The 24,927-nt window shown below is 52.4% G+C and carries 26 protein-coding genes and 1 tRNA gene; 14 read left to right on the top strand and 13 right to left on the bottom strand.

From position 1 onward, the window contains the following. The first annotated feature begins 74 nt into the window (after positions 1 to 74). The 8 genes from NE623_RS07050 (at position 75) to NE623_RS07085 (ending at position 7,662) form a co-directional block, all read left to right on the top strand. On the top strand, positions 75 to 668 hold the full coding sequence (locus NE623_RS07050; RefSeq protein WP_078784608.1) for a type IV toxin-antitoxin system AbiEi family antitoxin domain-containing protein: 594 nt from the start codon (positions 75 to 77) through the stop codon (positions 666 to 668). After that, positions 665 to 1,519 (top strand): nucleotidyl transferase AbiEii/AbiGii toxin family protein, encoded by an 855-nt coding sequence (locus tag NE623_RS07055; protein ID WP_305146163.1) that lies wholly within the window; start codon positions 665 to 667, stop codon positions 1,517 to 1,519. The genes NE623_RS07050 and NE623_RS07055 overlap by 4 nt, the downstream gene beginning before the upstream one ends. A 60-nt stretch (positions 1,520 to 1,579) precedes the next feature. After that, entirely contained in the window at positions 1,580 to 2,410 is an 831-nt protein-coding gene (locus tag NE623_RS07060; RefSeq protein WP_256272951.1) for a hypothetical protein, read from the top strand. A 1-nt stretch (position 2,411) separates the two neighbouring features. Beyond that, positions 2,412 to 2,744: a PrgI family protein gene (locus tag NE623_RS07065; RefSeq protein WP_113998745.1), complete on the top strand. Its 333-nt coding sequence runs from the start codon at positions 2,412 to 2,414 to the stop codon at positions 2,742 to 2,744. Positions 2,745 to 2,791: 47 nt separating this feature from the next. Next, the gene (locus tag NE623_RS07070; RefSeq protein ID WP_256272952.1) at positions 2,792 to 5,077 is read left to right on the top strand and encodes a VirB4-like conjugal transfer ATPase, CD1110 family; all 2,286 of its coding nucleotides are present in this window, start codon (positions 2,792 to 2,794) and stop codon (positions 5,075 to 5,077) included. Positions 5,078 to 5,082: 5 nt separating this feature from the next. Then, positions 5,083 to 5,517: a DUF3846 domain-containing protein gene (locus tag NE623_RS07075; protein WP_113998747.1), complete on the top strand. Its 435-nt coding sequence runs from the start codon at positions 5,083 to 5,085 to the stop codon at positions 5,515 to 5,517. Positions 5,518 to 5,612: 95 nt separating this feature from the next. Further along, complete coding sequence (locus NE623_RS07080; protein WP_256272953.1) at positions 5,613 to 6,002, top strand: DUF6075 family protein; 390 nt, start codon at positions 5,613 to 5,615, stop codon at positions 6,000 to 6,002. Then, on the top strand, positions 5,989 to 7,662 hold the full coding sequence (locus NE623_RS07085; protein WP_256272954.1) for a M23 family metallopeptidase: 1,674 nt from the start codon (positions 5,989 to 5,991) through the stop codon (positions 7,660 to 7,662). The genes NE623_RS07080 and NE623_RS07085 overlap by 14 nt, the downstream gene beginning before the upstream one ends. A gap of 164 nt (positions 7,663 to 7,826) precedes the next feature. Here NE623_RS07085 and NE623_RS07090 read toward each other — a convergent pair whose 3' ends face one another. The 8 genes from NE623_RS07090 to NE623_RS07125 form a co-directional block, all read right to left on the bottom strand. Further along, on the bottom strand, positions 7,827 to 8,318 hold the full coding sequence (locus NE623_RS07090; protein ID WP_256272955.1) for a hypothetical protein: 492 nt from the start codon (positions 8,316 to 8,318) through the stop codon (positions 7,827 to 7,829). Positions 8,319 to 8,336: 18 nt separating this feature from the next. Further along, the gene (locus NE623_RS07095; protein WP_256272956.1) at positions 8,337 to 10,310 is read right to left on the bottom strand and encodes a hypothetical protein; all 1,974 of its coding nucleotides are present in this window, start codon (positions 10,308 to 10,310) and stop codon (positions 8,337 to 8,339) included. 66 nt (positions 10,311 to 10,376) lie between these two features. After that, positions 10,377 to 11,273: a carboxypeptidase-like regulatory domain-containing protein gene (locus NE623_RS07100; protein WP_256272957.1), complete on the bottom strand. Its 897-nt coding sequence runs from the start codon at positions 11,271 to 11,273 to the stop codon at positions 10,377 to 10,379. 15 nt (positions 11,274 to 11,288) lie between these two features. Then, positions 11,289 to 11,768: a hypothetical protein gene (locus tag NE623_RS07105; protein WP_256272958.1), complete on the bottom strand. Its 480-nt coding sequence runs from the start codon at positions 11,766 to 11,768 to the stop codon at positions 11,289 to 11,291. Positions 11,769 to 11,820: 52 nt separating this feature from the next. Then, on the bottom strand, positions 11,821 to 12,348 hold the full coding sequence (locus NE623_RS07110; protein WP_256272959.1) for a hypothetical protein: 528 nt from the start codon (positions 12,346 to 12,348) through the stop codon (positions 11,821 to 11,823). Then, a complete protein-coding gene (locus tag NE623_RS07115) occupies positions 12,335 to 13,042 on the bottom strand; it encodes a hypothetical protein (protein WP_256272960.1) in 708 nt (235 codons plus the stop codon). The genes NE623_RS07110 and NE623_RS07115 overlap by 14 nt, the downstream gene beginning before the upstream one ends. After that, the gene (locus NE623_RS07120) at positions 13,039 to 13,752 is read right to left on the bottom strand and encodes a TetR/AcrR family transcriptional regulator (protein ID WP_256272961.1); all 714 of its coding nucleotides are present in this window, start codon (positions 13,750 to 13,752) and stop codon (positions 13,039 to 13,041) included. The genes NE623_RS07115 and NE623_RS07120 overlap by 4 nt, the downstream gene beginning before the upstream one ends. Positions 13,753 to 14,082: 330 nt before the next feature. Continuing rightward, entirely contained in the window at positions 14,083 to 16,230 is a 2,148-nt protein-coding gene (locus tag NE623_RS07125; RefSeq protein WP_256272963.1) for a GLUG motif-containing protein, read from the bottom strand. A 631-nt stretch (positions 16,231 to 16,861) separates the two neighbouring features. Between NE623_RS07125 and NE623_RS07130 the strand changes: the two genes are divergently transcribed. The 6 genes from NE623_RS07130 (at position 16,862) to NE623_RS07155 (ending at position 21,091) form a co-directional block, all read left to right on the top strand. Then, positions 16,862 to 17,425: a hypothetical protein gene (locus NE623_RS07130; RefSeq protein WP_256273057.1), complete on the top strand. Its 564-nt coding sequence runs from the start codon at positions 16,862 to 16,864 to the stop codon at positions 17,423 to 17,425. Positions 17,426 to 17,582: 157 nt separating this feature from the next. Further along, a complete protein-coding gene (locus tag NE623_RS07135; RefSeq protein ID WP_177607751.1) occupies positions 17,583 to 17,906 on the top strand; it encodes a helix-turn-helix domain-containing protein in 324 nt (107 codons plus the stop codon). Positions 17,907 to 18,248: 342 nt separating this feature from the next. Continuing rightward, positions 18,249 to 18,671: an RNA polymerase sigma factor gene (locus NE623_RS07140; RefSeq protein ID WP_256273055.1), complete on the top strand. Its 423-nt coding sequence runs from the start codon at positions 18,249 to 18,251 to the stop codon at positions 18,669 to 18,671. Between the two features lies 1 nt (position 18,672). Next, positions 18,673 to 18,858, top strand: coding sequence for a helix-turn-helix domain-containing protein (locus NE623_RS07145; protein WP_159447014.1), 186 nt, complete (start codon positions 18,673 to 18,675; stop codon positions 18,856 to 18,858). A 631-nt stretch (positions 18,859 to 19,489) separates the two neighbouring features. Next, complete coding sequence (locus NE623_RS07150; RefSeq protein WP_256273054.1) at positions 19,490 to 19,750, top strand: helix-turn-helix domain-containing protein; 261 nt, start codon at positions 19,490 to 19,492, stop codon at positions 19,748 to 19,750. Positions 19,751 to 19,816: 66 nt separating this feature from the next. Then, positions 19,817 to 21,091 (top strand): tyrosine-type recombinase/integrase, encoded by a 1,275-nt coding sequence (locus NE623_RS07155; protein ID WP_256273053.1) that lies wholly within the window; start codon positions 19,817 to 19,819, stop codon positions 21,089 to 21,091. Positions 21,092 to 21,233: 142 nt separating this feature from the next. Here NE623_RS07155 and NE623_RS07160 read toward each other — a convergent pair. The 5 genes from NE623_RS07160 to NE623_RS14880 all read right to left on the bottom strand — a co-directional run bounded on the left by NE623_RS07160 (position 21,234) and on the right by NE623_RS14880 (position 24,872). After that, positions 21,234 to 21,317 (bottom strand) — tRNA-Leu (locus NE623_RS07160). Between the two features lie 232 nt (positions 21,318 to 21,549). Next, on the bottom strand, positions 21,550 to 22,923 hold the full coding sequence (locus tag NE623_RS07165; RefSeq protein ID WP_256273051.1) for a sodium-dependent transporter: 1,374 nt from the start codon (positions 22,921 to 22,923) through the stop codon (positions 21,550 to 21,552). 88 nt (positions 22,924 to 23,011) lie between these two features. Then, on the bottom strand, positions 23,012 to 23,614 hold the full coding sequence (locus tag NE623_RS07170; protein ID WP_256273050.1) for an HD domain-containing protein: 603 nt from the start codon (positions 23,612 to 23,614) through the stop codon (positions 23,012 to 23,014). Between the two features lie 7 nt (positions 23,615 to 23,621). Beyond that, on the bottom strand, positions 23,622 to 23,843 hold the full coding sequence (locus NE623_RS07175; RefSeq protein WP_256273049.1) for a YdbC family protein: 222 nt from the start codon (positions 23,841 to 23,843) through the stop codon (positions 23,622 to 23,624). Between the two features lie 90 nt (positions 23,844 to 23,933). Then, a complete protein-coding gene (locus tag NE623_RS14880) occupies positions 23,934 to 24,872 on the bottom strand; it encodes a class B sortase (protein ID WP_256273047.1) in 939 nt (312 codons plus the stop codon). Positions 24,873 to 24,927 lie beyond the last annotated feature (55 nt).

The following is a 24,927-nucleotide window of genomic DNA, read 5'->3' on the forward strand; positions in this document are numbered from 1 at the left end:
CGTCTTGTTGACTTTTATGCTAAATAAGCGTATAATGTTTAGCGTGAAAGTCAATTCGAGAGAAGGTGTGTGCTATGGATTCTACAACGAAGATTATAGAGTTGGCTTCCCAAAATAATGGCATCGTAACTGCTGCTATGATTTCTTCTGCCGGAATATCACGCGGAAGTTTGAAATATTTGGCCGATACAGGCCGTTTAGATCAGGTCTCCCGTGGGGTATATACCCTGCCGGAAGTTTGGGAGGATGAATTTGTATCCATTCAAGAGCGATATAAGCGTGGTGTATTTGCATTGGATACCGCACTGTTTCTGCATGATTTGACTGACAGGACACCACACAAGTTTCACATGGCATTTCCCTATGGATATAATACATCCAGTCCAAAAGCAGCGGGAATTTTATGCTCTTGCAAGAAAGAGCCTTATTACAGTCTTGGAATCGCGCTGGTTGACACCCCTGCCGGAAATACAGTCCGGGCCTACAATGCAGAAAAAACCCTATGTGAAATTCTAAAGCCCATCAGCCACACGGATATTCAGATCATTACAGATGCATTCAAGCGGTACGCTGGCCGTAAAGATAAGAACATTCCTTTGCTTTCGGAATATGCTCATCAACTACGCGTAGAAAAACGGCTGCGTCCTTATTTGGAGGTACTATTATGAAAAACGCTATGCAGCTGAAAGCGATTATGAAAAAGCTGGCGAAAGAAAACCAGATTTCCGCACAGCTTGTTCTGCAAAATTATATGCTGGAACGATTCTTGGAGCGGGTATCATTATCCCCGTATCGGGATAATTACATTATCAAAGGTGGCTTTTTAATTTCCTCTATGGTGGGGCTGAACTCCAGAGCGACAATGGATATGGATGCAACCATAAAGGGTTATCCAGTTACGCAGGATGCCGTCCAAAAAATGATAGAGCAGATTCTCACCGTTCCTGTTGACGATGACATCACATTTACATTCAAAAGCATTGGTGAAATCCGGGAGGGTGATGAATATACTGGATACCGCGTAGCTTTGACAGCCGATTTTTCGCCTATGGCAGTTCCCTTAAAGCTGGACATCACTACTGGCGATAAAATCACACCACGCGAAATTCAATATGACTACAAGTTGATGCTGGAAGATCGTCATATTCAAGTTATGGCATACAATTTGGCCACCATTCTGGCGGAAAAGCTGGAGACTGTAATATCTCGCAGTGACCAGAATACCCGGCCAAGAGATTATTATGATGTCTATATCCTTACCAAACTGCAAGCAGAAAATATAGACTTTCCCGCTTTAGGGGCGGCACTGATGGCTACAGCCAGTAAGCGAGGCTCTGATTCGATTTTGCAAGATTATAGAGCAATTGTGGAAGCGGTGCGAAACAGCGAGATTATGCGTAGGCAATGGGATAATTACCGAAAAGATTTCGACTACGCTTCCACTATCAGCTTTGATGAAGTGTGTGATGCAGTTGCTTCTACAATGGACACCCTAATAACAAACAATTTTTTTAATTAAGCTATGCAGTCGGCAGACTCTCTGTCGGCTGTTTTCTTTTATCTGAAAGTGGGTGAAAACTTGAATCAAAACTGGATCGTTGAGAATCTGAACAATGCTTTTTCCACATGGAATGGAAAGCTGGGCGAGTTATGGGGGCTGGTGACAACCGGCCCCCAAACTTTTAAGGGCGGCGCAGTGTGGAGTGTGATGCAGACCTTGCACAATGGTATGGTTGGCATTGGCTATGCACTGGTCGTGCTGTTCTTTGCTATATCGCTATGCAAAAACACAATGAATTTTCACGAGTTAAAACGCCCCGAAGCTGCAATCCATTACTTTCTCCGCTTTGTGGCGGCAAAAGCGCTTGTGGGATACGGCATGGACATTATGCTGAATGTGTTTTCCATCTGTAACGGCATCGTCACAGATATGGCCGACAGCATGGGCGGTATCTCGGAAGCTATGGTGTCGCTGCCCACAGAAATGCAAACAGCTATCGAAAATGTTGGATTTCTCGCCAGCATACCGCTATGGCTCGTAACGATTCTCGGCAGCTTGTTTATTACGGTGCTTTCCTTTGTAATGATCCTTACCGTGTATGGCCGCTTTTTCCGCTTGTATATGTACACAGCGCTGGCCCCGCTGCCGCTGGCGGCTTTTGCGGGGGAAAGCACACAATCCGTGGGCATATCGTTTTTGAAAAGTTATGTCGGCGTGTGCTTAGAGGGTGCGGTCATTGTGCTGGCCTGCGTGATTTACTCGGCGTTTGTCAGTATGCCAACAGTAGCCAGCGGCGAAGCGACCACTATTGTGTGGAGTTATCTTGCGGAAACAGTTTTCAATATGCTCGTATTGGTTGGCCTTATCAAAGGCTCTGACCGAATTATCCATGAAATGATGGGGTTGTAATATGCAAATTCCGATAAATAAAGAAATCCGCCATTACCAAGAGGAAATCTTTTTGGGGCTGAATCTGCGGCAGATGATTTGCTCCGGCGCGGCCATTGCCGTGGCAGTTGCGGTCTATTTGGGGCTGACTCCGCTGTTGGGTCATGAAACGGCGGGCTGGGTCTGCATTGTGGCCGCTGCGCCGATTGCAGCAGCAGGATTTTTTACTTATGACTGTCTGACCTTTGAAAAATTCCTGCTTGTTGTAATAGACAGCACAGTTATCAGAAACGATTGGCGGTTATGGAAAACTGAAAACAAATATTGCAAAAAGAAAAAAGGTGATAAGCATTGAGATTGAGTGAGTACGCATCTACGCGAAAAACACGCGGCAGCCATAAAATGCCGCGTTCGGTGCAGCAGAGCATCCCCATCGACAGAATCTATGCAGACGGTGTTTGGCAATCGGGAAATGTGTTCAGCATGATGTGGCAAATCAGCGACATCAACTACGCCATGCAGAGTGACGCGGCCAAGCAGAATATTCTAACGCAGCTTGGCACGGTCTACGCGGGCATCCCCGCTGACTGCTGGATGCAAGTCTGCATCGTCAGCCAGCGCATGGATGAAAAAGCCTTTGCCCGTGATGTGCTGTACCACCGCGAGAACGACGGCTTTGATGCCCTCCGCGCCGAACGCAACCGCCAAATCAAGGCCAACGCCCGCGAAAATGGAAATGTGGTGCAGCATAAGTACATCATCGTGTCCACGAACAAACCCGGCGTAAAAGAGGCCCGCGAACGCTTTGTACAGGTGCAGGGGCATTTGCTGTCTGCATTTTCCGCCTTGGAATGTGCCGTCACGCCGCTGGACAACCGCGCACGGCTGGAGGTGCTGCACAAGTTTTTCCGCATTTCCGAGGAGGGTCGTTTTAACTTCGACTTTGATAATTGTGCCAAACTGGGGCAGGACTTCCGCGATTCTATCGCTCCGGACTGCATCCGCTTTTGCAAAAAGCATATTGAAATCGAGGATTTTTATGCCAAGTGCATGACGATCAGCGAGTACCCGCAGCAGCTTGATGATAAGTTTATCTCCGCACTGCTTCAGCAAGTGCCATACATTGTGTTATCAATCGACATTGAGCCGGTGGAAACCGAGGATGCTTTCAAAGAAATTGACAATGCGCAGATGAAAACCGATGCCGAGAAAGTCCGTTTCAATAAGAAATCCGTGGAAAATCTCGACTTTACATCTTCCGTACCGCAGCGGACGCAGGAGCAGGACCGCATCATTGCCAGCATCCGTAAAGAAATGACGGAAAATGACCAGCAGATGTTTTTGAGCCTGCTCACCGTCACTTACTTTGCTGACACACTGGAAGATCTCGCGCTGGAAACCGATGCACTGAAAACCACGGCGGCGAACTATAACTGCCGATTCACCGAGTTGTACTTTCAGCAGGAACGCGCCTTTAACACGGCCATGCCCTACGGTCTGCGCCGCATCGAGAGCATGCGCACGATGCTGACAAAATCGCTGACAGCACTGGTACCGTTCAATACGCAAGAAATTCTCACACCGGGCGGCATTTGTTACGGCAGAAACGCCGTGACAGGCAATCTCATCATCGGGCTGCGCACTAGCCTTGTGAACGGCAATGCAATGGTTGTCGCTACCTCCGGCGGCGGTAAATCCATGTTTGTTAAGCTGGAAATTTTGATGCTGTATCTGCGGTTTACTAAGGCTAGATTCTATGTCGTAGATCCCGAAAATGAGTATGCGCCCCTCGTGCAGGAATTGGGTGGCGAGGTTGTGAATATCTCGGTGGACAGCGCTACGCACTTTAATCCGCTGGACTTCAAATATGATAAGTCAACGAAAATACCTCCCCATGTTGCTAAGGCAGAATTTGTGTTGAGCCTGTGTGAGCAGATAATGGGCAAGGAGCATATTCTGGCCGGTGATAAAAGTCTGATTGACGATGCCCTTGAAAACATCTACAAACCCTTGATGGAATCCCACTATACCGTGCCATGCCCGACTATCAAGGACTTGTGGATGGCACTGAACAATCAGCGCGATAAACGGTCAAAAGAAATCGCGCTTGCATTGCGAATTTTCGCCACCGGCAGTATGCAAGCGTTCGCCCAGCCCACGAACGTGGACATGAGCAACCGCCTTATCTGCTTCAATATCCAAAGTTTGGGAGAGCAGTTAAAACCTGTTGCCATGCTCTCTATGCTGGAGTACATCAACACCGCCGTTATGAGCAACGAACGCAACGACCCCAAGGCCGCCACATGGGTATACTTTGATGAAATCTATCTGCTACTGCGCGATTCTTTGAGCGCCAATTTCCTGTACACAAGTTGGAAGCGATTCAGAAAGTACAACGCCTACGCCACCGGCATCACGCAAAATGTGCAGGACTGCCTTACCAATGACACCGCCTATGCCATGCTGGCAAACTCCGAATTTGTGGTCATGCTGCGCCAAACCAAGGACATTGACAGCGTGGTGGAGTTGTACGGCCTGTCCGAGCCGCAGAGGAAATATTTGCTGCTGGCTCAGCCCGGTGAGGGAATTATCAAGATGGGCAACAGCCTTATCCCATTCAATAACCCTCAACCGAAAGACACCAAAACATACAAATTACTCACGACCAAACCCGGTGAAATGGAGTGAATCCTATGAGTGAAAATGAAATCCGCGTGCTGTATGTGCAGCCCGGTAAATACCCGGAGGAGCGCACGATTCCCAACACATTAAGGGCATTGCAGGAGCTTGTCGGCGGTGATATTGAATGTTGCCGTCCGTGGAGAGATAGCGTTTGCGTTATCTGCAACGACTCCGGGAAGATTGACGGTTTGCCGCCTAACCGGCTTTACGGACATACAGATTTTCTTGCAGGTTCTTTTGTGGTCTGCGGCAATGGCGGAGAAGACTTTATCAGTTTGACTGATAGACAGGTTTTCTTATATGAAAGGCTGTATCATAACCCTGTTGTCTTTCTCCCCACGCCGCACGGCCTGTTGCCGATGAAATGCACTCCTGAACAATACGAGCAATTCCAGCGCGATGGCAATAAGCTGAAAATCAAACCCATCGACCACGGAGAACGCTAAGAGCATGATTTTACACAAACAAAAGGCGGGGTGTCGCCCGCCTTAGAATCTCAAAAATATAACCTCATATATAAAGAAAGCAGGAGGACACCAGCATGACCGAACCTAAGTTTATGACCCCTGCCCACCGTAGGGCATACTTAACCCACCTCAACCGCTGCAAGGCAATGGACAGCTACCACCGCGCACTGATTTACACCCTGACCGCCGTACCCGCGCTTCGCAACAATATTGACGGCTGCTTCGACTTTGAAAAAGACGAAATCAAGCCGGAATCGCTGGCCGCAGGATGGCAGACCAGCGGCACAACCAAGCTGACACGGTTTGCCTATAATCTTTGGAATGGATACGATGACAAATCCTGTACACCGTATGACCTGTTCGACTGCTCCTTTGCGCCGTATATGTACGAAGCCGTAAAACTGCGCTACCCGGAATATACGCGACAGTTGGATGATGTGGTAATTGACGATGCCCGGAATTAATGCAAAGCGCAAGCAGTTTGTGCGCAAAACACTTATGCGGGCCAAGGTGCAGGGCGAACGCACCGCCGAGCAGCGGCAGGAATCCCCCGAAGAATACGCACAAACCGAGGTGCAGCAGGGCATTTCCGATGTGGCTGCCCGTACAGGCAACACCGCCAAAAGCACCGCCCGCATGAGCTACCGCAAGTTTCGTGCAATGCAGGAGAAGCGGAAAAATCTCACCTTGCAGGGCAGCGCCCAATCTGCATCAAAGCTGACTGAAAAAGAGAAAGTCACTGTTCCCACGCAGACCGAGCGCAGGGAAATGTTCAAAAAGCAGCGTTTCCGGCAAAAGGCCATCGCAGCCAAAACACCAGCGCCGCAAGCCCCTGTGTCGCCATCGGCCACACCGGCACCGCCGCCCTACCGAGCCCAAATGCAGCAGCGCTTAAAGCGGCAGCACCTGACCCGCGAGGCTGTGCGCTGCTATCTGCAAAAGCAGACGGCTGCCACAGCGGCGGGCAATACCGCTCCCATCGTTACCCACGCACCCAAGTTGCCCACAAGCAGCAATAAACAAGCCACGGTTGACGCAATCAGCCGTGGCTTTCACTATATCACGGCCAAAATCAAAGCCCTGTTGTCGAAAGCCGTGCGCCGCGCCGCGCAATCGCTGCTGGCTCTGCTGGGCGCGGGCGGCGTGGTGTTGGTGCTGGCGATGGTCATTGGCGCGGCTGCAGCGGTGATTGGCTCACCCATGGGCATCCTGTTTGCGGACGAATCTGGCGACCCTAACAGCATCCCCGTTGCCGAAATCGTGGCCGACACCAACGCCGACTTCGGCGCGGCCATCAATGACATCGTATCCGCCCACCCGGAGTGCAGCGAAACCACCATCACCTACGACTACGAGGACGGTCATACATGGGCAAGCTACTGGCCGGAGGTGCTGGCCATCTTTGCAGTACATACCAACCTCAACTCTGATAGCGACGTTATCGTTATCAATGCCGCCCAAAAGCAGCGTATTCAAGACGCCTTTTGGGCTATGCACGAGATCACCTACGAGGTCGAAGAAGTAGACACCACTCCCGAACCCACCGAGGACGACCCCGCCCCGGAGCAGCAGACGGAATACATCCTGCATATCACCGTCAACAGCAAAACCGTGGATGAACTGGCTGAGTTGTACAATTTCACCCAAGGCCAAAAAGACATATTGCACGAACTGCTTTCCGATGAAATGCGCCCTACGCTGCTTGCCCTCTGCGGCGGCATCGGCATCATCGATGATGGCGAGTTATGCTGGCCGCTGCCAGGCCACACCTATATTTCCTGCAATTTTGGTGACGACGACGCTTACGGCAACTCCGGTCATCGCGGCACGGACATTCCCGCGCCGGAGGGAACCCCTATCCTCGCCGCCCACAGCGGCACGGTCATCATTTCCGGCTGGAACAACAGCTACGGCAACCAAGTTTTGCTGGACAACGGTGCGGGCCTGTCCACGCGATACGCCCACATGACGCAAACTGCCGTTACCGCAGGGAAAGCAGTAACGGCAGGGCAGGTTATAGGGTATGTAGGCAATACCGGCGACAGCACAGGTTTTCACCTGCATTTTGAGGTGATGCAGAATGGTGTGCGTGTGAATCCTATGGATATGGTTTCCGTGCGCTGATATAGGCCGGTCCCCTCTTTTTTACTTGCGATTGGCCTTGAAAGCTGCAGCAGGCGCTTTTTCCCTGTGCTGCGCGGGCGCTGCTGCCGTTGTGCCTATAAAACAGCACCAGCCGTCACGGAGGCGTGACGGCTGGTGGGGGTTATGGCTTTATGGGGTGGGGTTTAACCAACGCTGACTTCAAAGGTTACCGTGCCTTTGTAGGTGCCGGAATACACAACGGGATCGGTAATGGCAAACGTAAGAGTTTCGCTGCCACTTTTGCTAGCAGGCGCGACTTCCAGAACAGTACCATTATCATTAACAGGAGTTTTGTTGGTGCCTTTCGTAACCTTGCAGGGCAGCGTTGCACCCTCGTCGGTTGTTACATTAAAAGTACCTTTATTTAGCGCAACCTTTACTTTTTTTCCAAAGTCTACAGTCACATCTTTGACTACAATCGTTGCCGTGCTACTCTTGCTATCGCTATCCAGCGTTACAGATGCCGGGATGGTTACGGTATATTTGGGGGCTACCGTGTAAGTAACGGGTATTGCCTTGCTAGCCGGGTTCGGGTTGCCGTTAGCGTCGGGTCCAATCTGGTGATCCGCAAACGCGGTGGTTGCGGCGGTGATGGCGAGCGCTGCGGTGAGCAGCAGGGTTACAAGCTTTTTCATAATGGGGGTTTCTCCTTATTAAGATGCGTTATCAACACTGACGGTAAAGTTTACGGTGCCTTTGTATTCGCCGGAATAGGTTGTGGCGGGGGCGTTAAACTGCAAGAAAACGGTTTTATTCTTACCGTTCTCGGCAGTCAATACGGTGGCGCCGGGGGTTACCGGGGTTCCGTTGAGGTTGTTTGGGGTGTCGCCTTTGTTGGTGACGGTATACTCGCATCTGTCAACGACGGTATTGTTCTTGTCTACCTGCGCGACCTCGAACTTGTTGTCAGTTGTTGACACGGCGACCTTCAACTGCTTGTCAGTCGGCAGGATGACGCCCTCGGCTGTGACGGTCACGGTGCTGCCCAGCTCCACCGTGGCGGGGATGGTCACGGTGTAGGAAATGCATAGCTGTTTACAGTCGATGCATTTGCCATCCGTGCCGGGGGTGTGGGCTTTGTATGTGCCGTCGGTGTTGCTGTAGCCTGCGGTGCAGGGGGTGGTCTGGTATACCTTGTCGCCGCCCAGTTTCGGGTAGTCGTCTTCACCGATCTTCTGCCCCCAAACCTGCTCAGCAGGTGTGCCCTCTGTTGTTGCATCGTTTATCGCTTTTTGCAGCAGGTAAGCCACCTCGCCGCTTTTGAACTCGGCTGCGGTTTTTGAAGTGCCGCTGTCAGCAGTCGTTGCACCTGTATCAAGGTAATAGCAATTACGCACAGTGCCGCTGTAGTTCAGACCGCACACGCCGCCGACCTTCGTTGTGCCGGAAACCGTGCCGATGTTATAGCATTCTTGCAAGGTGCTTTCGGCGTTCTGACCGCACACGCCGCCGACATTTTCTGTGCCGGTAACCGTACCGGTGTTATAGCTTTTTTCCAAGGTGCTGCCGTTGTTGATCAGGCCGCACACGCCGCCGACATAAAATCCGGCGGAAACCGTACCGGAGTTATAGCATCCATCCACAGTGCCGCTGTCGTTCTTACCGCACACGCCGCCGACATTCGTTGTGCCGGAAACCGTACCGGTGTTGTGGCAATCCTGTAAGGTACCGCCCTTGTTCCACCCGCAGATGCCACCGACAAACTCGTTTCCGCGCACATAGGAATCCGCGAGGGTGACATTTTTCACGGTGCCGGTTGCGGTGCCGGTTTTGCCAATGTAGCCGAACAAACCAACGTTGCTCGTATTGCCATCAATGTACAGCCCGCGGATGGTGTAGCCGCCGCCGTCAAAGGTGCCTGTAAACGGATCGGTGTTTGTGCCAATGGGCGTCCACGATTTGAGGCTGCTGGGGTCGGAAATCAAGCTGCCGTCGTCGTTTAATACTTTGTTGTTGACGGTGATGTCCTTCGTCAGCTTGGCATTGACGTTCTTTGCAGCTGGCGTTGCCAGCCAGTATAGGTCGTCTACGCTGTCGATAACATACCACTCGCCTTCTTTGGTGGGTTCGGGGTAGTTATCCAGCGTTTCCACCGCATCGGCAGGGGCTTCGCCCCACAGCGCCAGCAGCGCGTTGGCGGCGGCGTCATAGCGCGCAAAATCCAGCCCTGCCAATTGTTCATCGGTAAGGCTTTCTTTGGCATCGTCAATGTCGGTCAGCGCCTGTTCCACTGCCTCGGCGTTGTCCTCCGTCACTTCGTCCGGCAGGGCGTCGATCATCGCCTGCACCTCTGCCGCAGGGTCGGGGGCTGCCGTGGGTTCCGCAGACGGCTCCGGGGCAGACGTTGCCGCGGCGTCCGGCGCAGGCGTTTCCTCTGGCGCCGGTGTGGCGGTTGGCTCTGCCGTGGGCTCCGGGGTCGGTGCTGCCGTGGGGGCAGGCTCTGCCGTGGGGACAGGTTCTTCCACAAGGGCAGGCTCTTCCGTGGGGGCTGGGTCGAGGTTTTCCTGCACGGTGCTTACCTGCGGCGTTTGCGGCAGGCTCTCGTCCAGCGCCAAAACGCCCAAGGGGCTAAGCTGCAGCAGCAAAGCCACGCTCAGCACGGATGCAAGTATCCGCTTTGCTTTCATTTGGTCCTCCTTATGTATAGGAAACAGCCGGGATGGTCAAAGCCGCCCAGCTTTAAGGCAGTGCAGTTACTTTTTTCCTTTTTTGCGCCACAATACCACAAACAGCACGGCGGAGCACAGCGCCAGCACCAACAAAAGCGCGGGCCGGGCGGCATCGCCGGTTTGCGGGATACGGAATGTGGGCGCGGTGGTCTGTGCCGGGGGCGTGGTGGGCGGCGTTTTACCGGCAGGCGTTTGCGCGCTTACCGGCGCGGGAATTGTGCTGGCCTGCAGCGGGGTCAACAGACCGTTGTCCTCAAGCTGCAGCACCAGATCTACACCGATGCCGCTTTTGTCCACATATATGACCTGCGCACCGCCGCTTACGCTGAGGTAGGTGGTTACGTCCTCGGTCAGATAGAACGCCATGTACCCCACGACCTTGCCGTTTTCCAGCGCGGTCATGGTGTGGTGGCCGGTTTCGACATCGTCAAAGCGGAAGCTGCCGTCACTGCCGGTGACACAGGTTTTTAGGGTGGAGCGCAGCTCCAGCGTGACACCGGAAACGGGCGCACCGTTGCGCGTTACCTTACCCTGCACGATGTAGCGGTCACCATAAACGGGCGCTGCTGCGCCGGTTTCGATTTGCAGGGTCAAATCCTCATACACGGCGGGCAGCGTGTAATAGCCGCCCTGCACGGAGCCGGTGACATCCGCCCCGTTGACCAGCAAACGGGTAAGCACCCTGCCGGAATCCGGGCGGACAAGCAGCTGCGGCTGGCTGAGGCGCTCAACCGTGAAGGCCGTGCCGGGCTGGCCGTTGCAGAACACGGCGGCACCGTCTGCCTGTGCCACGGTAATGGTGTGCGTGCTGGGCACTGTGGTGGTGATTTTTGCCGTGTTGTCGTTGTTATCCGCAAAGACGGGCAGGCAAAAGCCGAAAACCAGTGCAAGCGCGCATAGCAGACCTGCTAACTTTTTCACAGACATCACCTCACTTTACTGGTAGCGGATTTCGAAGGTTACAGAGCCCTCGTACTTGCCAGCGGGAACGGTTTTCCAAGCGTTTTCGTCAATATGTACGCTGAGTTGGACTTCTTCGCCTGCCTTGGTAAATTCGACAGAGGTGAATTCGGCACCGTCTTTGCGCAGGGTAAAGGGAATCGTATGGGCTGGTTTTGCGGAATCGTGCAGCGGGGTCACCGCTGCGGAAACCGTAATTTTATGGTTGAGTTCCAGCTGGGCTGCATCAAGGCGCAGGGTGCCTTTCAAGTTGGTGTCGGCGCCGGTGCTGTTGAAGGGAATGTCTGTTGCAGCCGGAATTGTTACCGTGTAAGAGGGGGCAATGGTAAAGGTGACCGTGGTATCGCAGCTTTTGGGGTCGGATTCCTGTGTAATCTGATTGTTATCCGCCATTGCCGGTGCAGCGCACACAGCAGCCATAGCCAAAGCCAAAACAAAAGATGCAAGTTTTTTCATGGGGTTACTCCTATTCTATAACGGTTTGTTGAACAGCTTGTACCGCTGTGTGTTACTGTACGTCCAGCACGGTCACAACATTTGCCCCGTTCATGGCGCTGCCGTCCTGCAGCGAGGCCGTTGTGATGCGCAGCTCCGCATTGTACTGCCCGGCTGGCAGGGCGCGGTTCAGCGTGATGTTAGTAATCATCTGCCCCGGCTCGACCTGCTTGGAGGTGTAAAGCACCTCGTCGGTGTCGGTCAGCACCAGTTCAAAGGTGAAATAGCAGGGGTTGCCCTCGGGGTTCAGCAGCGCGACTTCCGCGTCCTGTTTGTTTGCGGGCAGGCTGATGGACGGATACCCCGGTATCTTGATGCCCACCGCCTCGCCGTTGCTTTCGGGGGTCTTGTCCGGTAGGGTGTCGCCGCTCCACGCGCTTGTGCCCTCCTGCAAATCCGGCGTAAAGCCGCTTTCTGCCTGCGTGGGGCGCTGCTGTAAGCCAAACAGCACCGCCGCCGTAATAACGATTACCGCAGCCACCACACCGATAACAATGTGAATCGGCTTTAAGGTGATTCCGTTTTTCTCATGTCTGCTCATACAATAGTCCTTTCCGCGTCCGCTCCTCCGGTGATGAAGTTCTTTCATTTGAATAGGCATTCACCGTGCCGGCATAGGTGAAAGGCACATAGTGCAGGGTGCTGTCCGGCAGATCGCCGTTTGCCGTTCCAGATATGTTCATCGCCGATAGGTCAAAGTAATAGGTGCCGTCGGGCTTGAGGGAAAACTGCTCGTCAGGCGAATCATTAGCCAATAGCATTGGCGCAGCCAGCGCCCCCAATGCAGCGGCAGCTTCCGCATACCGGGTCATATCCAGCTCATCGATTTCCTCGTCGGAGAGCTTCTCCTTCGCCTCGTCGATGGCCTCAAGCTGCTCTTTGACTTCCTCGGCGTTCTCTTCAGTGATTTCTTCTGCGTTCGGTAAACCGTCGATCATGGCCTGTACCTGATCTGCGGCACTCAGCTCTGTGGAACCATTCGGATCATCGGCTCTCTCGGTGCTGCCGTTTTCGCCGGTTCTGTCCTCAACAGGGATGTATTGACCGCAGTTCTGCGGTATAGCATTCTCCGCTCCACAGACAGGGCATTCCTTGTTCATGTTGTCCGTCGTGCAGGCGGTTTCGCAGGTGCAAACAGGTGGCTCTTCCGCACTGTCCTCCGCAAATGCTGTCGTGGGCAGCAACCCTATCAACATCACACAGCAGAGTAGAAGACTTAAAATTCGTTTTCTCATTTCGTTTTCTCCGTTTCGCTGCCGCTCGACAGCTTAAAATCGTATTTCATTTCCAGCATAGCAAACAGCTTATACATAACCTCTGTGGCAATCGCCTTGATATCCAGTGTCTGAATAAAGGCAAGCACTTTGGCCTGCTCCTCCTCCGGCACCTTGTACACTCTCAGTTCCGCCGTCAGAAAGCGGCTGATTTTTCGCTCCAGCGGGAAATGAATGTCACATTTGCGTGCCATATAGCTGCGCATCAGCCCCGCCGTGCCGATGTCCATTTCATAAAAATCGCTGTCGGTGTAATCGGGGAAATTCCCGCCGAAAATCTCTTTTAATTCCACCGTGGTATGCACATAGATATATTCCGCCGTATCCGGGGCGGTATAGGCTTCGATATAAATCTCCCGCAGATTCTCGTTCAACTCGGTGAGGGTGAGCTGGATCGCCGTATCCACCGCATAGGCATACACCGACGGCAGCTTGCTGTCCGCAATGCTTCGTGCCACACCGAACTGACCGTCGAACATCGTTTCAGTCAAATCCAGCAAAATTTTATCCTTGGTCGGAAACAGATTCAAATAGCTTCCTCTTGCAACGCCCGCTTCGTCAACAATCTGACTGACCGAGGTGTTTTTATACCCCTGCTCCAAAAAAAGACGAACGCAGGCGGTCAGGATTTTCTTCCTTGTTTCGCTGCTGCTTCTCCGCAAATAAATCACCTCACCATAAAAGTGTTAGTATTCGTACTAATAATAACATCTCGAGAATGAAAAGACAAGTGGTATTTGAGGTTTTTCTGCGTTGCGTTGAATTGTGCCATTTTCGCCAATGCCGCCTTCTTCCATTACTCACAGAACTTTATGACTTCTTGAATACTTCCCGAAAAAGAAAAGCCGCTGTCGCTTTACAGCAGCCTTATCGATAGCGTGTTATGCGTAAATCAAATCGTTTGAAACAATCTCCATATTTGCTGCTTTGTGGCAATAGAAAAGCGCCGCATCGCTGCGGCGCTTTTGCTTTGCCCGGAAGATGGAACGGGGGCTGTTCAGTTATCTGTTGTTCTTTCTCTTGCTGGCAACAACGGCTGTTCCAATGGCTGCACTACCGCTGACAAGCATAAGGACAACCAGCAAAGCAGGGTTGCTGGTGTCGCCGGTCTGCGGAATGGTGTACTGAGGTGTGGCCGTGGCAGCAGGTGCCGGTGTGGCTGTTGCAACAGGTGCCGGAGTGGTCGTTGCAGCAGGTGCCGGGGTAGCCGTGGCGGCAGGTGCCGGGGTGGCCTTGTCGGCGTCCTTGTATTGCAGGGCAGCAATCGCATCTTCAATAGCCTTTGCCATAGCGTCAACCTCTGCCTGCCGGGTAATGTCCTTGCCACGGGCAACGGCATTGACGGCGGCTTCCACGCCGGTGAAGTCCTTGTAGTTGTCCTTGTTTAGTGCATTTGCTTTGGCAATGGCTGCATCAACCTTGGTGTAGTCGGCGTCCTTGTATTGCAGGGCAGCAATCGCATCTTCAATAGCTTTCGCCATTGTATCAACGTCGCTCTGTTCAGTGATGTTCTTGTCACGGACAACAGCATTGACGGCAGTTTCCACACCGGAAAAATCCTTGTAGTCCTCCTTCTTCAAAGCCTTTGCCTTGGCAATGGCTGCGTCTACTTTGGTGTAGTCAGCACCCTTGTATTGCAGGGCAACAATCGCGTTTTCGATAGCCTGTGCCATTGCGTTGACATTAGCCTGACTCGCCAAAGCTTTGCCCCTGACAACTCCGTCCACCGCCGTATTCAATGCGGCAACAGATTCGTCGGTATAGACAGTCAAATCAGTGGGAATGGCTGCCATCGCTGCTTCCACAGCACTGTAATCTGCCGGTTCTGCACCGCCGAGAACCTGTCCGTTCACAAAAGACCATCCGTTGCTGTTGTCGCCGTTATTCAGTTCGGCTGCAAAAGCTTCGGTTTTCATTTCATCCTGCGACTTTGCAGTTGCAGATTCGTACTGTGTTTTAATACCGGAGTTTTCCTCTGCAAAATAGCAGTTGGTTATTTCGCTTCTCTTGGTCGCAGACGACTGCTCTGCAAAGGCATACTGAAAGGATGATGAGCCTGTTACGCTGCCGGTTGCAAAGCAGTTTGTAATGGAGCCATAGTAATTTGTGTCAGAGGCATCGGTACCTACAAAAGAGGCCATAGCAGCCGCAGCCTGTGATACATTGCCACTTGCATAGCAGTTTTTGATATTCAGACCCCAAAGGCCGCCGGCAAAGCCGCCTGTATATGCGCCGCCGGTAACATTGCCCGTGGCGTAACAATTTCGAATAATCGTTTCTGCATCTGTTTTGCCGTTTCCTTTGCCGATAAATCCGCCGACATTCGCACCGCCACGGGAATCTGCCTTCACATTTACCGTCACATCGGATCTGCTGTATGTGATTTTCGCTGCTTTTCCCAATTCACCAATCAGTCCGCCGATAGACCCCTTGCCGGCTTTTTCCGTAATGCTGCCGGATACACTGCACTCGTTGATGAGCTGCGCTCCATCCAGTGCACCTACAAGCCCGCCGACCCAGTATGCAGCAGCATAAACGTTGCTCGGTGCGCTCATATCCATAGCCAAACCTGTCACATGACAGTTTTCAATGGATCCACCTGAAGAACCAACCAGACCGCCGGCAAAGCCGACGACAGCACCTATCGAAGCAATCTTTGCTACACCGTGGATAGAAACAGTATCCAGATTCAGGTTACTGATTTTTCCCTCTGTTGCGCCAAACAACCCAAATACATCCGATTCAAGCGGTGTGGTCTCTGACCCAATGGAAACATTAGAGATGGTATATCCCTTACCGTCAAAATTACCGGCGAAGACGCGATAATTCGAACCTCCCAACAGTGCATCAGAAAAAGAATTTGCAATCGGTGTCCAAGGCAGCCCGTTCAGGTCTATGTTAGCCGTCAAAACAAAGTTCTTCGCTTCGTAGGTTTCTCCGTTATTCACAGAGCTTGCAAGATATGCAAGCTGTGCTCCGTTAGCAATCTGATAAGGATCCTCTGCGGTACCTGTTCCACCTGCGAACGCTGCCGCTGTATTGCCATCCCAGACACTTATGTTCTGTGTCTCCTCTGCAAACGCTGCCATTGGCACGAAAGTCATAGCAAGGCAAAGCGTCAGCAGAAGGCTAAGAATTTTTTTCTTCATTTTCATTCCTCCTGTGTGTTTAAATCATCAAAAATTGTTGCCGCAGTAAGTGTACCGATAAAATAGATTGAAGCATCCGCAACACCTGACAATCAGGTGCAAAGCCTCAGCAACAAGCCCCCTTCCCACAAAATAAAAAATCCGAAATCAAGGCATAGTTCACCCTGCTTCCGGATTTTACCTGACGATATGATGTAATAGAGCTTGACACACTGAATAAAAGGCGCAATACTACTGCCGAGCCGAGCCGAGCCGAGCCGAGCCGAGCCGAGCCGAGCCGAGCCGAGCCATTTTCGCGCCTTTGAGTATCATTGTCAAGCCCTCCTTCCGTAATTTTAGTAAGAAAAGAATGTCAATCCCATTCCTCACAAATATACATAGATATTATAGCAGATTCTCCATAAAACCACAAGTAACGTTCAAAATATTGTCGGTCACTATTCTAAACGCATTGCCTCTTCCATTACTAGCATATCGTGACACCGGATGTTTGTTGGAAACTGCTCCTTTTCTTCTTGATGATTGTTGTATGAATTTTCCCCTTCGTATCCTTGCTTTCGAGCGATTTCGACACGAATAAGAACTATAATTCATACTAGATTCACCAATTATAAACAAGGAGTGATCGTTTATGAAAAAGGAATTCGCAATGTCGTTATCGCAATCCTATCGGCAGGACCTTCTCGATGCCACACAGCTGGCTGAACAGGGGATGCTGTCGCCCTCGCAGCAGGCATACTGCTTTGAGGAAATCGGGGACACCAAGGGTACTGCGTTCTATCCTGCAAACGGGGATGAATTGTTCCGGAAGCTGCGCACTGCGTTGGGCGAAAAAGCGCAAATTTCCGAACGCCAGCGCGCGGAAACCGAGCTGCGCAAGTTGGGCGTGGAACTCTTATTCCATACCTATATAGACAGGTTCACCTTTGCTGAAATTACCCATAACACCGCAGCCCACAAATATGATGCCATTATCTACCTTGATGAGCGTGTCACCAACGAGGATAAGCGCGCCAACGCCGCAGCAATGCGCAAGGCGTTTGATGCGTGGCTGGAGGAAAACGGTCTTACGGCAGACCCCACCGCCTTAACTGAGGTGTCCGATCCGTGCGAGGGGCGCTTTGATACATTAGCCGAGGCGATTGCGCATATCGACCATATTTTACGCTTTCCCGACCTGCTGCTTATCATTTGAAACACCGCGCCTGAAAAAACTTTTTTCAAAATTAAGTATTCAATCGTCAACATATTGGCAATCCCACGAAAACTGATACATCAATGCTGAACGCTCCACCGCGATTTATATTACAATATTTACATATTATAGTATAAATCGGAAAGGGTGTATCTGCTTGCTACAGGTAGCCGAATATGAGAATTTTGTCCGTAAGCGCATCACGCAGCTGCGCCATCGCCTCCACGTTTCTGAACATAAAATGAGCCTTGACCTTGGCAAAAGCGGCAGCTATATGCGCAGTATTTCAATCGGCAAGGCAATGCCCTCGATGCACGAATTTCTGCGCATCTGTGAATACCTCGGCGTAACCCCGCAGGAATTCTTTACCGGTGCCGGGGATGAAACCGACCGTATCAATATCTTTAACCGACTGCAAGACCTCGATGACGGTGACATACAGAAATTGCAGACATTCCTTGGTTGGATGGAAGAAAAGTAAATCCACTTTCTGCCCGACAAGTTTTGGCTTGCCGGGCTTTTTCTTTTTGTGGGACATATTTAGTTGAAAGGCGTATTGCATGGCAGATGTGCTTGACGCTCCGGTAGGCGGAGCCATGCCGTATTAAGGCAGGGAAAACTTCAAGCGCTACTGTGTCCTTTCAAAAGTCCCTTCGCCGCGTAGTTTTTCGTATATTATTCGTATGCCAGATGGTTTTTATAACCATCTGGCGTATTTTTTTGTTTCTTTTTCGTTTTGGCGGCAGAGGACCGCCGTTTTCTGCCCGCGCCCCTCCGAGTTTTGAGGTCTATTCAATGAAACTCAAAATTCAGGAGGTTTACGATGGCAAAGAAAAATATTGCCGATAAGTATTGGATTTACGGCGAGGATGCAGAATTAGCCGCGCGCCTTACAAGCTATTTGACAAGAGTGGTATACAATCAGCGAGCAAATTATATCCGCGCACTAATGAAGATTAAGGAACATGAGTGCTCGATTGAAGATTGTGATTCGGATATTGAATCTCAATCCATGCGCTCAGGTAATTCATTGGAGGAAAGTATTGAATCCAAGCTGATGTGGGAAGCTATTCGAAAATATTTGCCCAAACTGGAACTGAAAGAGTGCGAGGTTATGATAGCCTTGTACATTGACCGTCTTTCCGTTACGGCTACGGCTGCTAAGTTGAAAGTTGATGCCAGTACGGTCAGGCGCCGCCGTGACAGCGCCTGTGACAAAATTCGCAAAGCAATGGAGGAAAAATAAAATGGGAATGTTCAAAAACACCCTTTTGCTGGCCCAGCAGGGTAATGAAAAGGCAATGGAGAAATTACTTAATCGCTACGATCCTCTGCTGAAAAAGTGCAGCATTATACAAGGACACTTCGATGAAGATTTATATCAGTCCTTGATTCTTGAATTTGTGCGGGCTGTATCCGCATTCAAAATTTAACTAAAAAAGTGGCTGTCGCAATTCAGTGCGGCGGCCACTTTCTCTTTTAGGCTGATTCTATATTTAACTTTATTATGGCAAAATTTGATAGCTTTTGGGGACTTTTTGGGGGGGACTTGAAAAAATATAAAATTTTTTTGATTTTTTGCACGATTTGGTTTTTAATTGCGATGATATATATAGAGGGACAAAAAAGACCCTCTCCCCTTGAGAACCTTGAAAGCAGAATATCCGAATCACCGGCTACATAAAACTGGCCCTGCCGCAACCCAAGGAGCGCTTCGGCAGGTGCGTCCCGGCTCTGACGCGATGATACTGCTTTCACGGCGGTGGAGCGCCCCCAGAGGCGGGAGAGGTGGCGTGGAACACATACCTCAAGCGAAGGGTCAGCAATCATGATACGCACCGTGGCGATGCTCTCAAGGCGTCGGCGGTACTGCCAACAATGTGGTACAGGAAGCGGGAGCTGTTTCCAGCAGCCGGGTCGGTGGTTCGCCCTCGTATGTCCGGGGAGTAGTGTCGAATAGGACATACAATTTGATTTCAGATTATGGCGGTCACTTGTTTTCCACAAGTGGCCGCTATGCTTGTGGAATCAAATCCGCAATTATTATGAGAGGAGTTGACGACTATGGGAGAGTCGCTTGGAAAACGAGAAATTTTCCGCAAATATCCCGATGTGGTGGACGTACCGCAGCTTTGCGAAATGCTGGGCGGTTCGCGGCCCGTGAGCAAGAAAACGGCATATCGTATGCTGAATGCAGGAAAAATCAAGGCGTTTCGCATTGGGCGTAGTTACCGCATCCCCAAGGTAAACGTAATTCGCTTTTTGCAGAACGAAACACCCGAAGATTGCAACATTGTCAATGCGACAACCGACAGTGTGGAGTAAAAGGCATATATCCGCTATCATATAGATGCCATCTATACCGTTAGATAGTCGGAAAGGAGCAACGCAATGAAAACGAAAGTAACAGGCTATCTTACGCAAAAACACGGATTCTATTATGTCGTTCTGAATCTGCCCACAGATGAAAAAGGAAAGCGAAACCGCAAAACGCTGAGTACAGGGTTGTCCACCGACCGCAATGCAACCAAGGCCAAGGCGCTGCTCCAGACGATGATCCGCGCGGCCAGCGCCGGAGAAGAAGTGCATGGTGTAAAAGAGCGCGTCGCCGCAGCCGCCACAGAAGATACCGAGGAAAGTTGGAATACACCACATCCCAATATGCTGTTCTCCAATTATCTTGAATTTTGGTTGCAATGGAAACGCAAAAGTTGGGAAGAGGTCACTTACTCCGGCTATTGCCAAAATGTCAGATCGTGGATTGCGCCGTATTTTTCCGCACGGAAAGTACGTTTGAACGAAATCACAGTGCTGGATATTGAAATGTTCTACACACATGAAATCAACCAGCGCGGAGTAAGCGGAAACACCGTACTCCATTACCATGCCAACATCCGCAAGGCTTTATCTGACGCGGCAAAGCTCAAATTGATTCCCTATAACCCTGCTGCCGAAGTAGAACGCCCCAAAAAGGACAACTATGTTGCCAGCTATTATTCAGCGGATGAATTGATGGAGGTCCTGCCCATTTTTGCGAATACCAAGATGGAACTTCCTGTTATGCTTGCCGCTTTCTATGGATTGCGCCGCAGCGAGGTAATCGGTCTGCAATGGTCGGCCATCGACTTTGATCGAAAAATCATCACAATTTCGCGTACCTTTGAACGCATCAATGTGGACGGCAAAGTAGTGGATGTTTCCAAGTGTCGGACGAAAAACAAGGCCAGTTTCCGCAGTTTGCCTCTGATTCCCGCAGTTGAACAGGCTTTACTGAAAGCCCAAAAATGCCAGCACCAGCAAATGAAACTTTGCGGCGGCAGCTATTGCAAAGAGTATAAGGACTACATCTGCGTGGACGATATGGGGCATCTTGTGACCCCGGACTATGTAACACGGGTTTTCCGCGAAATGCTCTTGAAGAACGGTTTCCGCCCGATTCGCTATCACGATCTTCGCCACTCCTGCGCCAGCTTGCTTATCAAGAACAAGGTCACAATGAAAGAGGTACAAATGTGGCTGGGGCATTCCAGCTTTTCCACCACAGCCAATATTTACGCCCACATCGACGTGGACAGCAAGATGGAAGCCGCGAACATGATTGCCAGCAAAATCAATCTCAACGGACTCCCCAAAAAAAAGAAATCTCCCAAGCAAAAAATCGCTTGAGAGAACCGACAAGCCCAGCGGAGATTGAATCCGTTTTGTCTGCCATTTGGGGCAAAAGTGGCAGACAAAATGGCAGACAAGACGAAATCTTGTCTGCCACACAAAAAATACCTAAGCCGCTAAAAGGCTTAGGTATAAGGAGTGCCGGTGATGGGGGTCGAACCCATACGGTGTCACCACCAACGGATTTTGAGTCCGTCTCGTCTGCCAATTCCAACACACCGGCGCGTATTCAACTTTTATATTATACCCGCGCCGGGGCAGATTGTCAAGTGCAGCGGCGGATTTGCTGATAAAACTTGCATTTTCTTGCGGTGACACCGCATTTTGCCATGGGCATCACGGTGCTGATGCAAGCCCCGGCGGAGGCGGTTGACCTGACCGCCAGCTAAGCAGAGAGCTCCCGGCGGGACACGGTTCAGTCCCGCCGGGAGCTCTCTTTCTTTATAAAAAGTGAATCACATCGCAATCCAGCCCAGCGCGTTGGCAACGGAGCTGACAAGAATGATTGCGGCAAACACCGGGCAGAGGTAGCGAATCATAAACCGGAAAATCTTCTTCCGGCGGAAGGGCTTGCCGTCGGCGGTGACCTCCTCCTCGAGCTTGTCCACCCCAATGACGCGGGAGACGAGCAGGCAGATGGCGATGGCCGCGATTGGCATCATGACCGAGTTCGTCAGGAAATCAAAGAAGTCAAGCAGCTGCATCCCGAACACCGTCACCCCGGCCAGCGGGCCGTAGCCCAGCGCGGACAGGCTGCCCAGCACCAGCATGATAATGCCGATGCAGCCGGTGGCCTTCTGGCGGTGCCAGCCGAGCTCATCCTCAAAGGTGGAGACGGCGCTCTCGGTCAGGGCAATGGAGCTTGTGACCGCAGCAAAAAGCACCAGCAGGAAGAACAGCACGCCCACAACGTGCCCGAAGGCCATGCTTTCAAAGACCTTCGGAATCGTGATGAACATCAGCGAGGGGCCTGCCTGCAGGGTGTCCGGGTCGCCGCCGGAGAAGGAAAACACCGCCGGGATAATCATCAGACCGGCCATAATCGCAATCGCGGTGTCAAAAATTTCGACGTTCTCGGTGGATTCCTCAATCGAGATATCCTTTTTCATATACGAGCCGAAGGTGACCAGAATGCCCATTGCAATCGACAGCGAGTAGAACATCTGGCCCATGGCGGCTACCACCGTCATCCAGGAGAAGTTGGACACGTTGGGAATCAGGAAATACTTTACACCGGCCAGTGCGCCCGGGCGTGTGACCGAGTAGACGGCAATGATAACCGACAGCACCACCAGCACCGGCATCATCAGCTTGGAGACGCGCTCCACGCCGTTGCGAACCCCGGCAAAGATGATGGCCAGCGTGAAGGCGGTGAAGATGAGGAAGCATACCTCCGCCGACGAGCCGTTGGAGATGAAATCAGCAAAATAGCCGTCCTGCGCCAGCTCACTGCCGTGGCCGCTGACATAGGCGGACAGATACCGGATGACCCATCCGCCGATGACCGAGTAGTACGGCACAATCAGAATGGGAATGACGGCGTTGATCCAGCCGCCGAACCGCAGCCCGCCCTTTTTGCCGAACGCCGCGAACGCGCCGACCGGGCTTTTGCGGGTCATACGGCCCAGTGCGGTTTCCGCCATAATCATTGTGTAGCCGAAAGTTACGGCCAGCACAATGTAGACCAGCAGAAAAATACCGCCGCCGTATTTGGCGGCAAGGTAGGGGAAACGCCAGATGTTGCCAAGCCCGACGGAGGCCCCGGCGGCGGACAGCACAAATCCAATTTTGCCCGAAAAGGCACTGCGCTTTGACTGTTTAGTATCCATAAAAAAACACGCTCCTATCCAAAGGGCTAGTATACCACAAAAATCGTGCGGTTACAATGCCCTTCGGCAAAAGCGTGCCGGGTGCGGATTATTTGGCTTTGGGGTGGCCGTTCTCCACCTCGCTGGTGCCCTGCTCCATCAGATAGGTGGCGGTCAGGTCAGCAATGTGCAGTTTGACGGCAAGCGGGTAACTGTTGTAGGCGTCGCTGACGGCATAGCTGCCGCCGCGCACGGCGTCATCAAAGCCGCCCATATGCCAGCGGATGGCGATGGCCTCGGCGGTTTTCAGCCGCATAAAATGCTCAATCAGGTAGACGCTTTTTTCACCGTGGCCGTAGGGCAGCTGGTCGGCTACCTGATAGAAGGGAACCTTCTCCCACTGGCCGGTGGCGTCATTCTTGACGTTGCGGGTGCCCACCTTGTAAAAGTTTGCCTTGCACAGGTCGTGCAGCAGGCCGCAGATGGCGTAGCTCTCAGCGTTTTCGCCTTCGGTGTAGAAATGCTGCATCATGGCGTTGTAGACGTTCAGACTGTGCATGACAAGGCCGCACTCACACGCGCCGTGGAAGCGGGTCGAGGCCGGGGCGGTGAAGAAATCCGTGGTCTCCAGCCAGTTCAGCAGGCGGTCGGCACCGGGACGGGTGATGTTTTTGTTGTAAATCGCCACAAACTCGGCGTGGTAGTCCTGCATATGAACCTCACAGCTCCATTTCGTCCAGAATACCCTTCAGCGTCTTGAGCTCTTCCTCGGTCAGGCTGATGCCCTTGGCCATACGGCTGCCGTCGGGGGACCAGTCGCGGATATCATACTTCGGCGGGTTGCCGTTCCAGCTGACCATATTCAGCTGACGCTCCCAGCCGCGGGCGTTGGTGGAAAGAACGGCGATGCGTTCGGTGACTTCATAGGTGAATTCTGCCATGATTACAGGCTCCTTTTATAAATAAAATAGGTCAAGCATCATAATAGCCGATTCGCACCGAAAATGCAAGGGCAAAATTTGCGCGGGCAGTTACTCTACCCGCATGGCCAGCAGGGCAAAGCGGGCCTCGGTGCCGGGGCGGGTGTCGCCGCAGGTGGAAAGAGTCAGCAGCTGCGTGCCGTACTCCGGCGTTATGCCGGTGTCATAGAGGGCGCTCCCGGTGATGGCCTGTACACGGTGCTGCCAGTCCAGCTTGTTGTCGGCGTCAAAAAACGTGTAATAGGGCAGCTCATCCGCGCCGAGGGTGGTGCTCACGGCGGCCACCACCTGCCACGTGGCTGTTTCATAGAGGGTGTCAAAGGTGAAGGTGGGGTGTGCGGTGTAAAAAGCCTCGTCCCGGTAGCGGGTCAACTGGCCGAACATCGAGCCATCGCGCATATTGTGGCCGTAGATAAGCCAGTTGGCGGAGGGGGCGTCCGGGTCAGTGCTGCAGCGTTCGTCCAGAAAAAGGGTGCCGCCGACCGCATAGAAGCGGTCAAAACCGCGGCGCAGATAGTATTCGTTATCGCCGGGGGTCTGCACCACCGGCAGGTCAATGTCAGTGCCGTCTATCCGCAGCCAGCCGATGAGGTCGGGGTTCTCGGCGTACAGGGCGCGGTACTGGGGCAGCACGGCGGCGGTTTTGCTGGCGGAAGGCGGCGCGGCGCTCTCCGGCGTGGTATGGGCGCTGCTGTCGGCCTGCTGGGTCCCGGCCAGGGCGTCCTGTGTTGCGGCCAGCGGCTGCACGGTCACGTGGGCGGGTGCGGGCGCATCGGTTGGGCAGACAGTGGGCACGGCCACGGGCGCGGCGGGCTGGCCGCCCCGGAAAAGGCTCTGGCGCACCAGCAGCACGGCGGCAAGGGCCAGCGCGGCCGTACCCGCACAGCGCAGCAGCCGTGCGCGGCGGCGCTGGCGTGCACGCAGGCCGGTGCGTGCGGCAAAGGGGTAGTAGGCGCTGTCCCCGCGCAGGCGGCGGTAATGCTTGGACACGGCGGCAGACCTCCTTAAAACGTGGTGAAAACAAAAAACGCCCCGCAGGGCGTTG

The sequence above is a fragment of the Gemmiger formicilis genome, from assembly GCF_024462815.1.
Classification (GTDB): domain Bacteria; phylum Bacillota; class Clostridia; order Oscillospirales; family Ruminococcaceae; genus Gemmiger.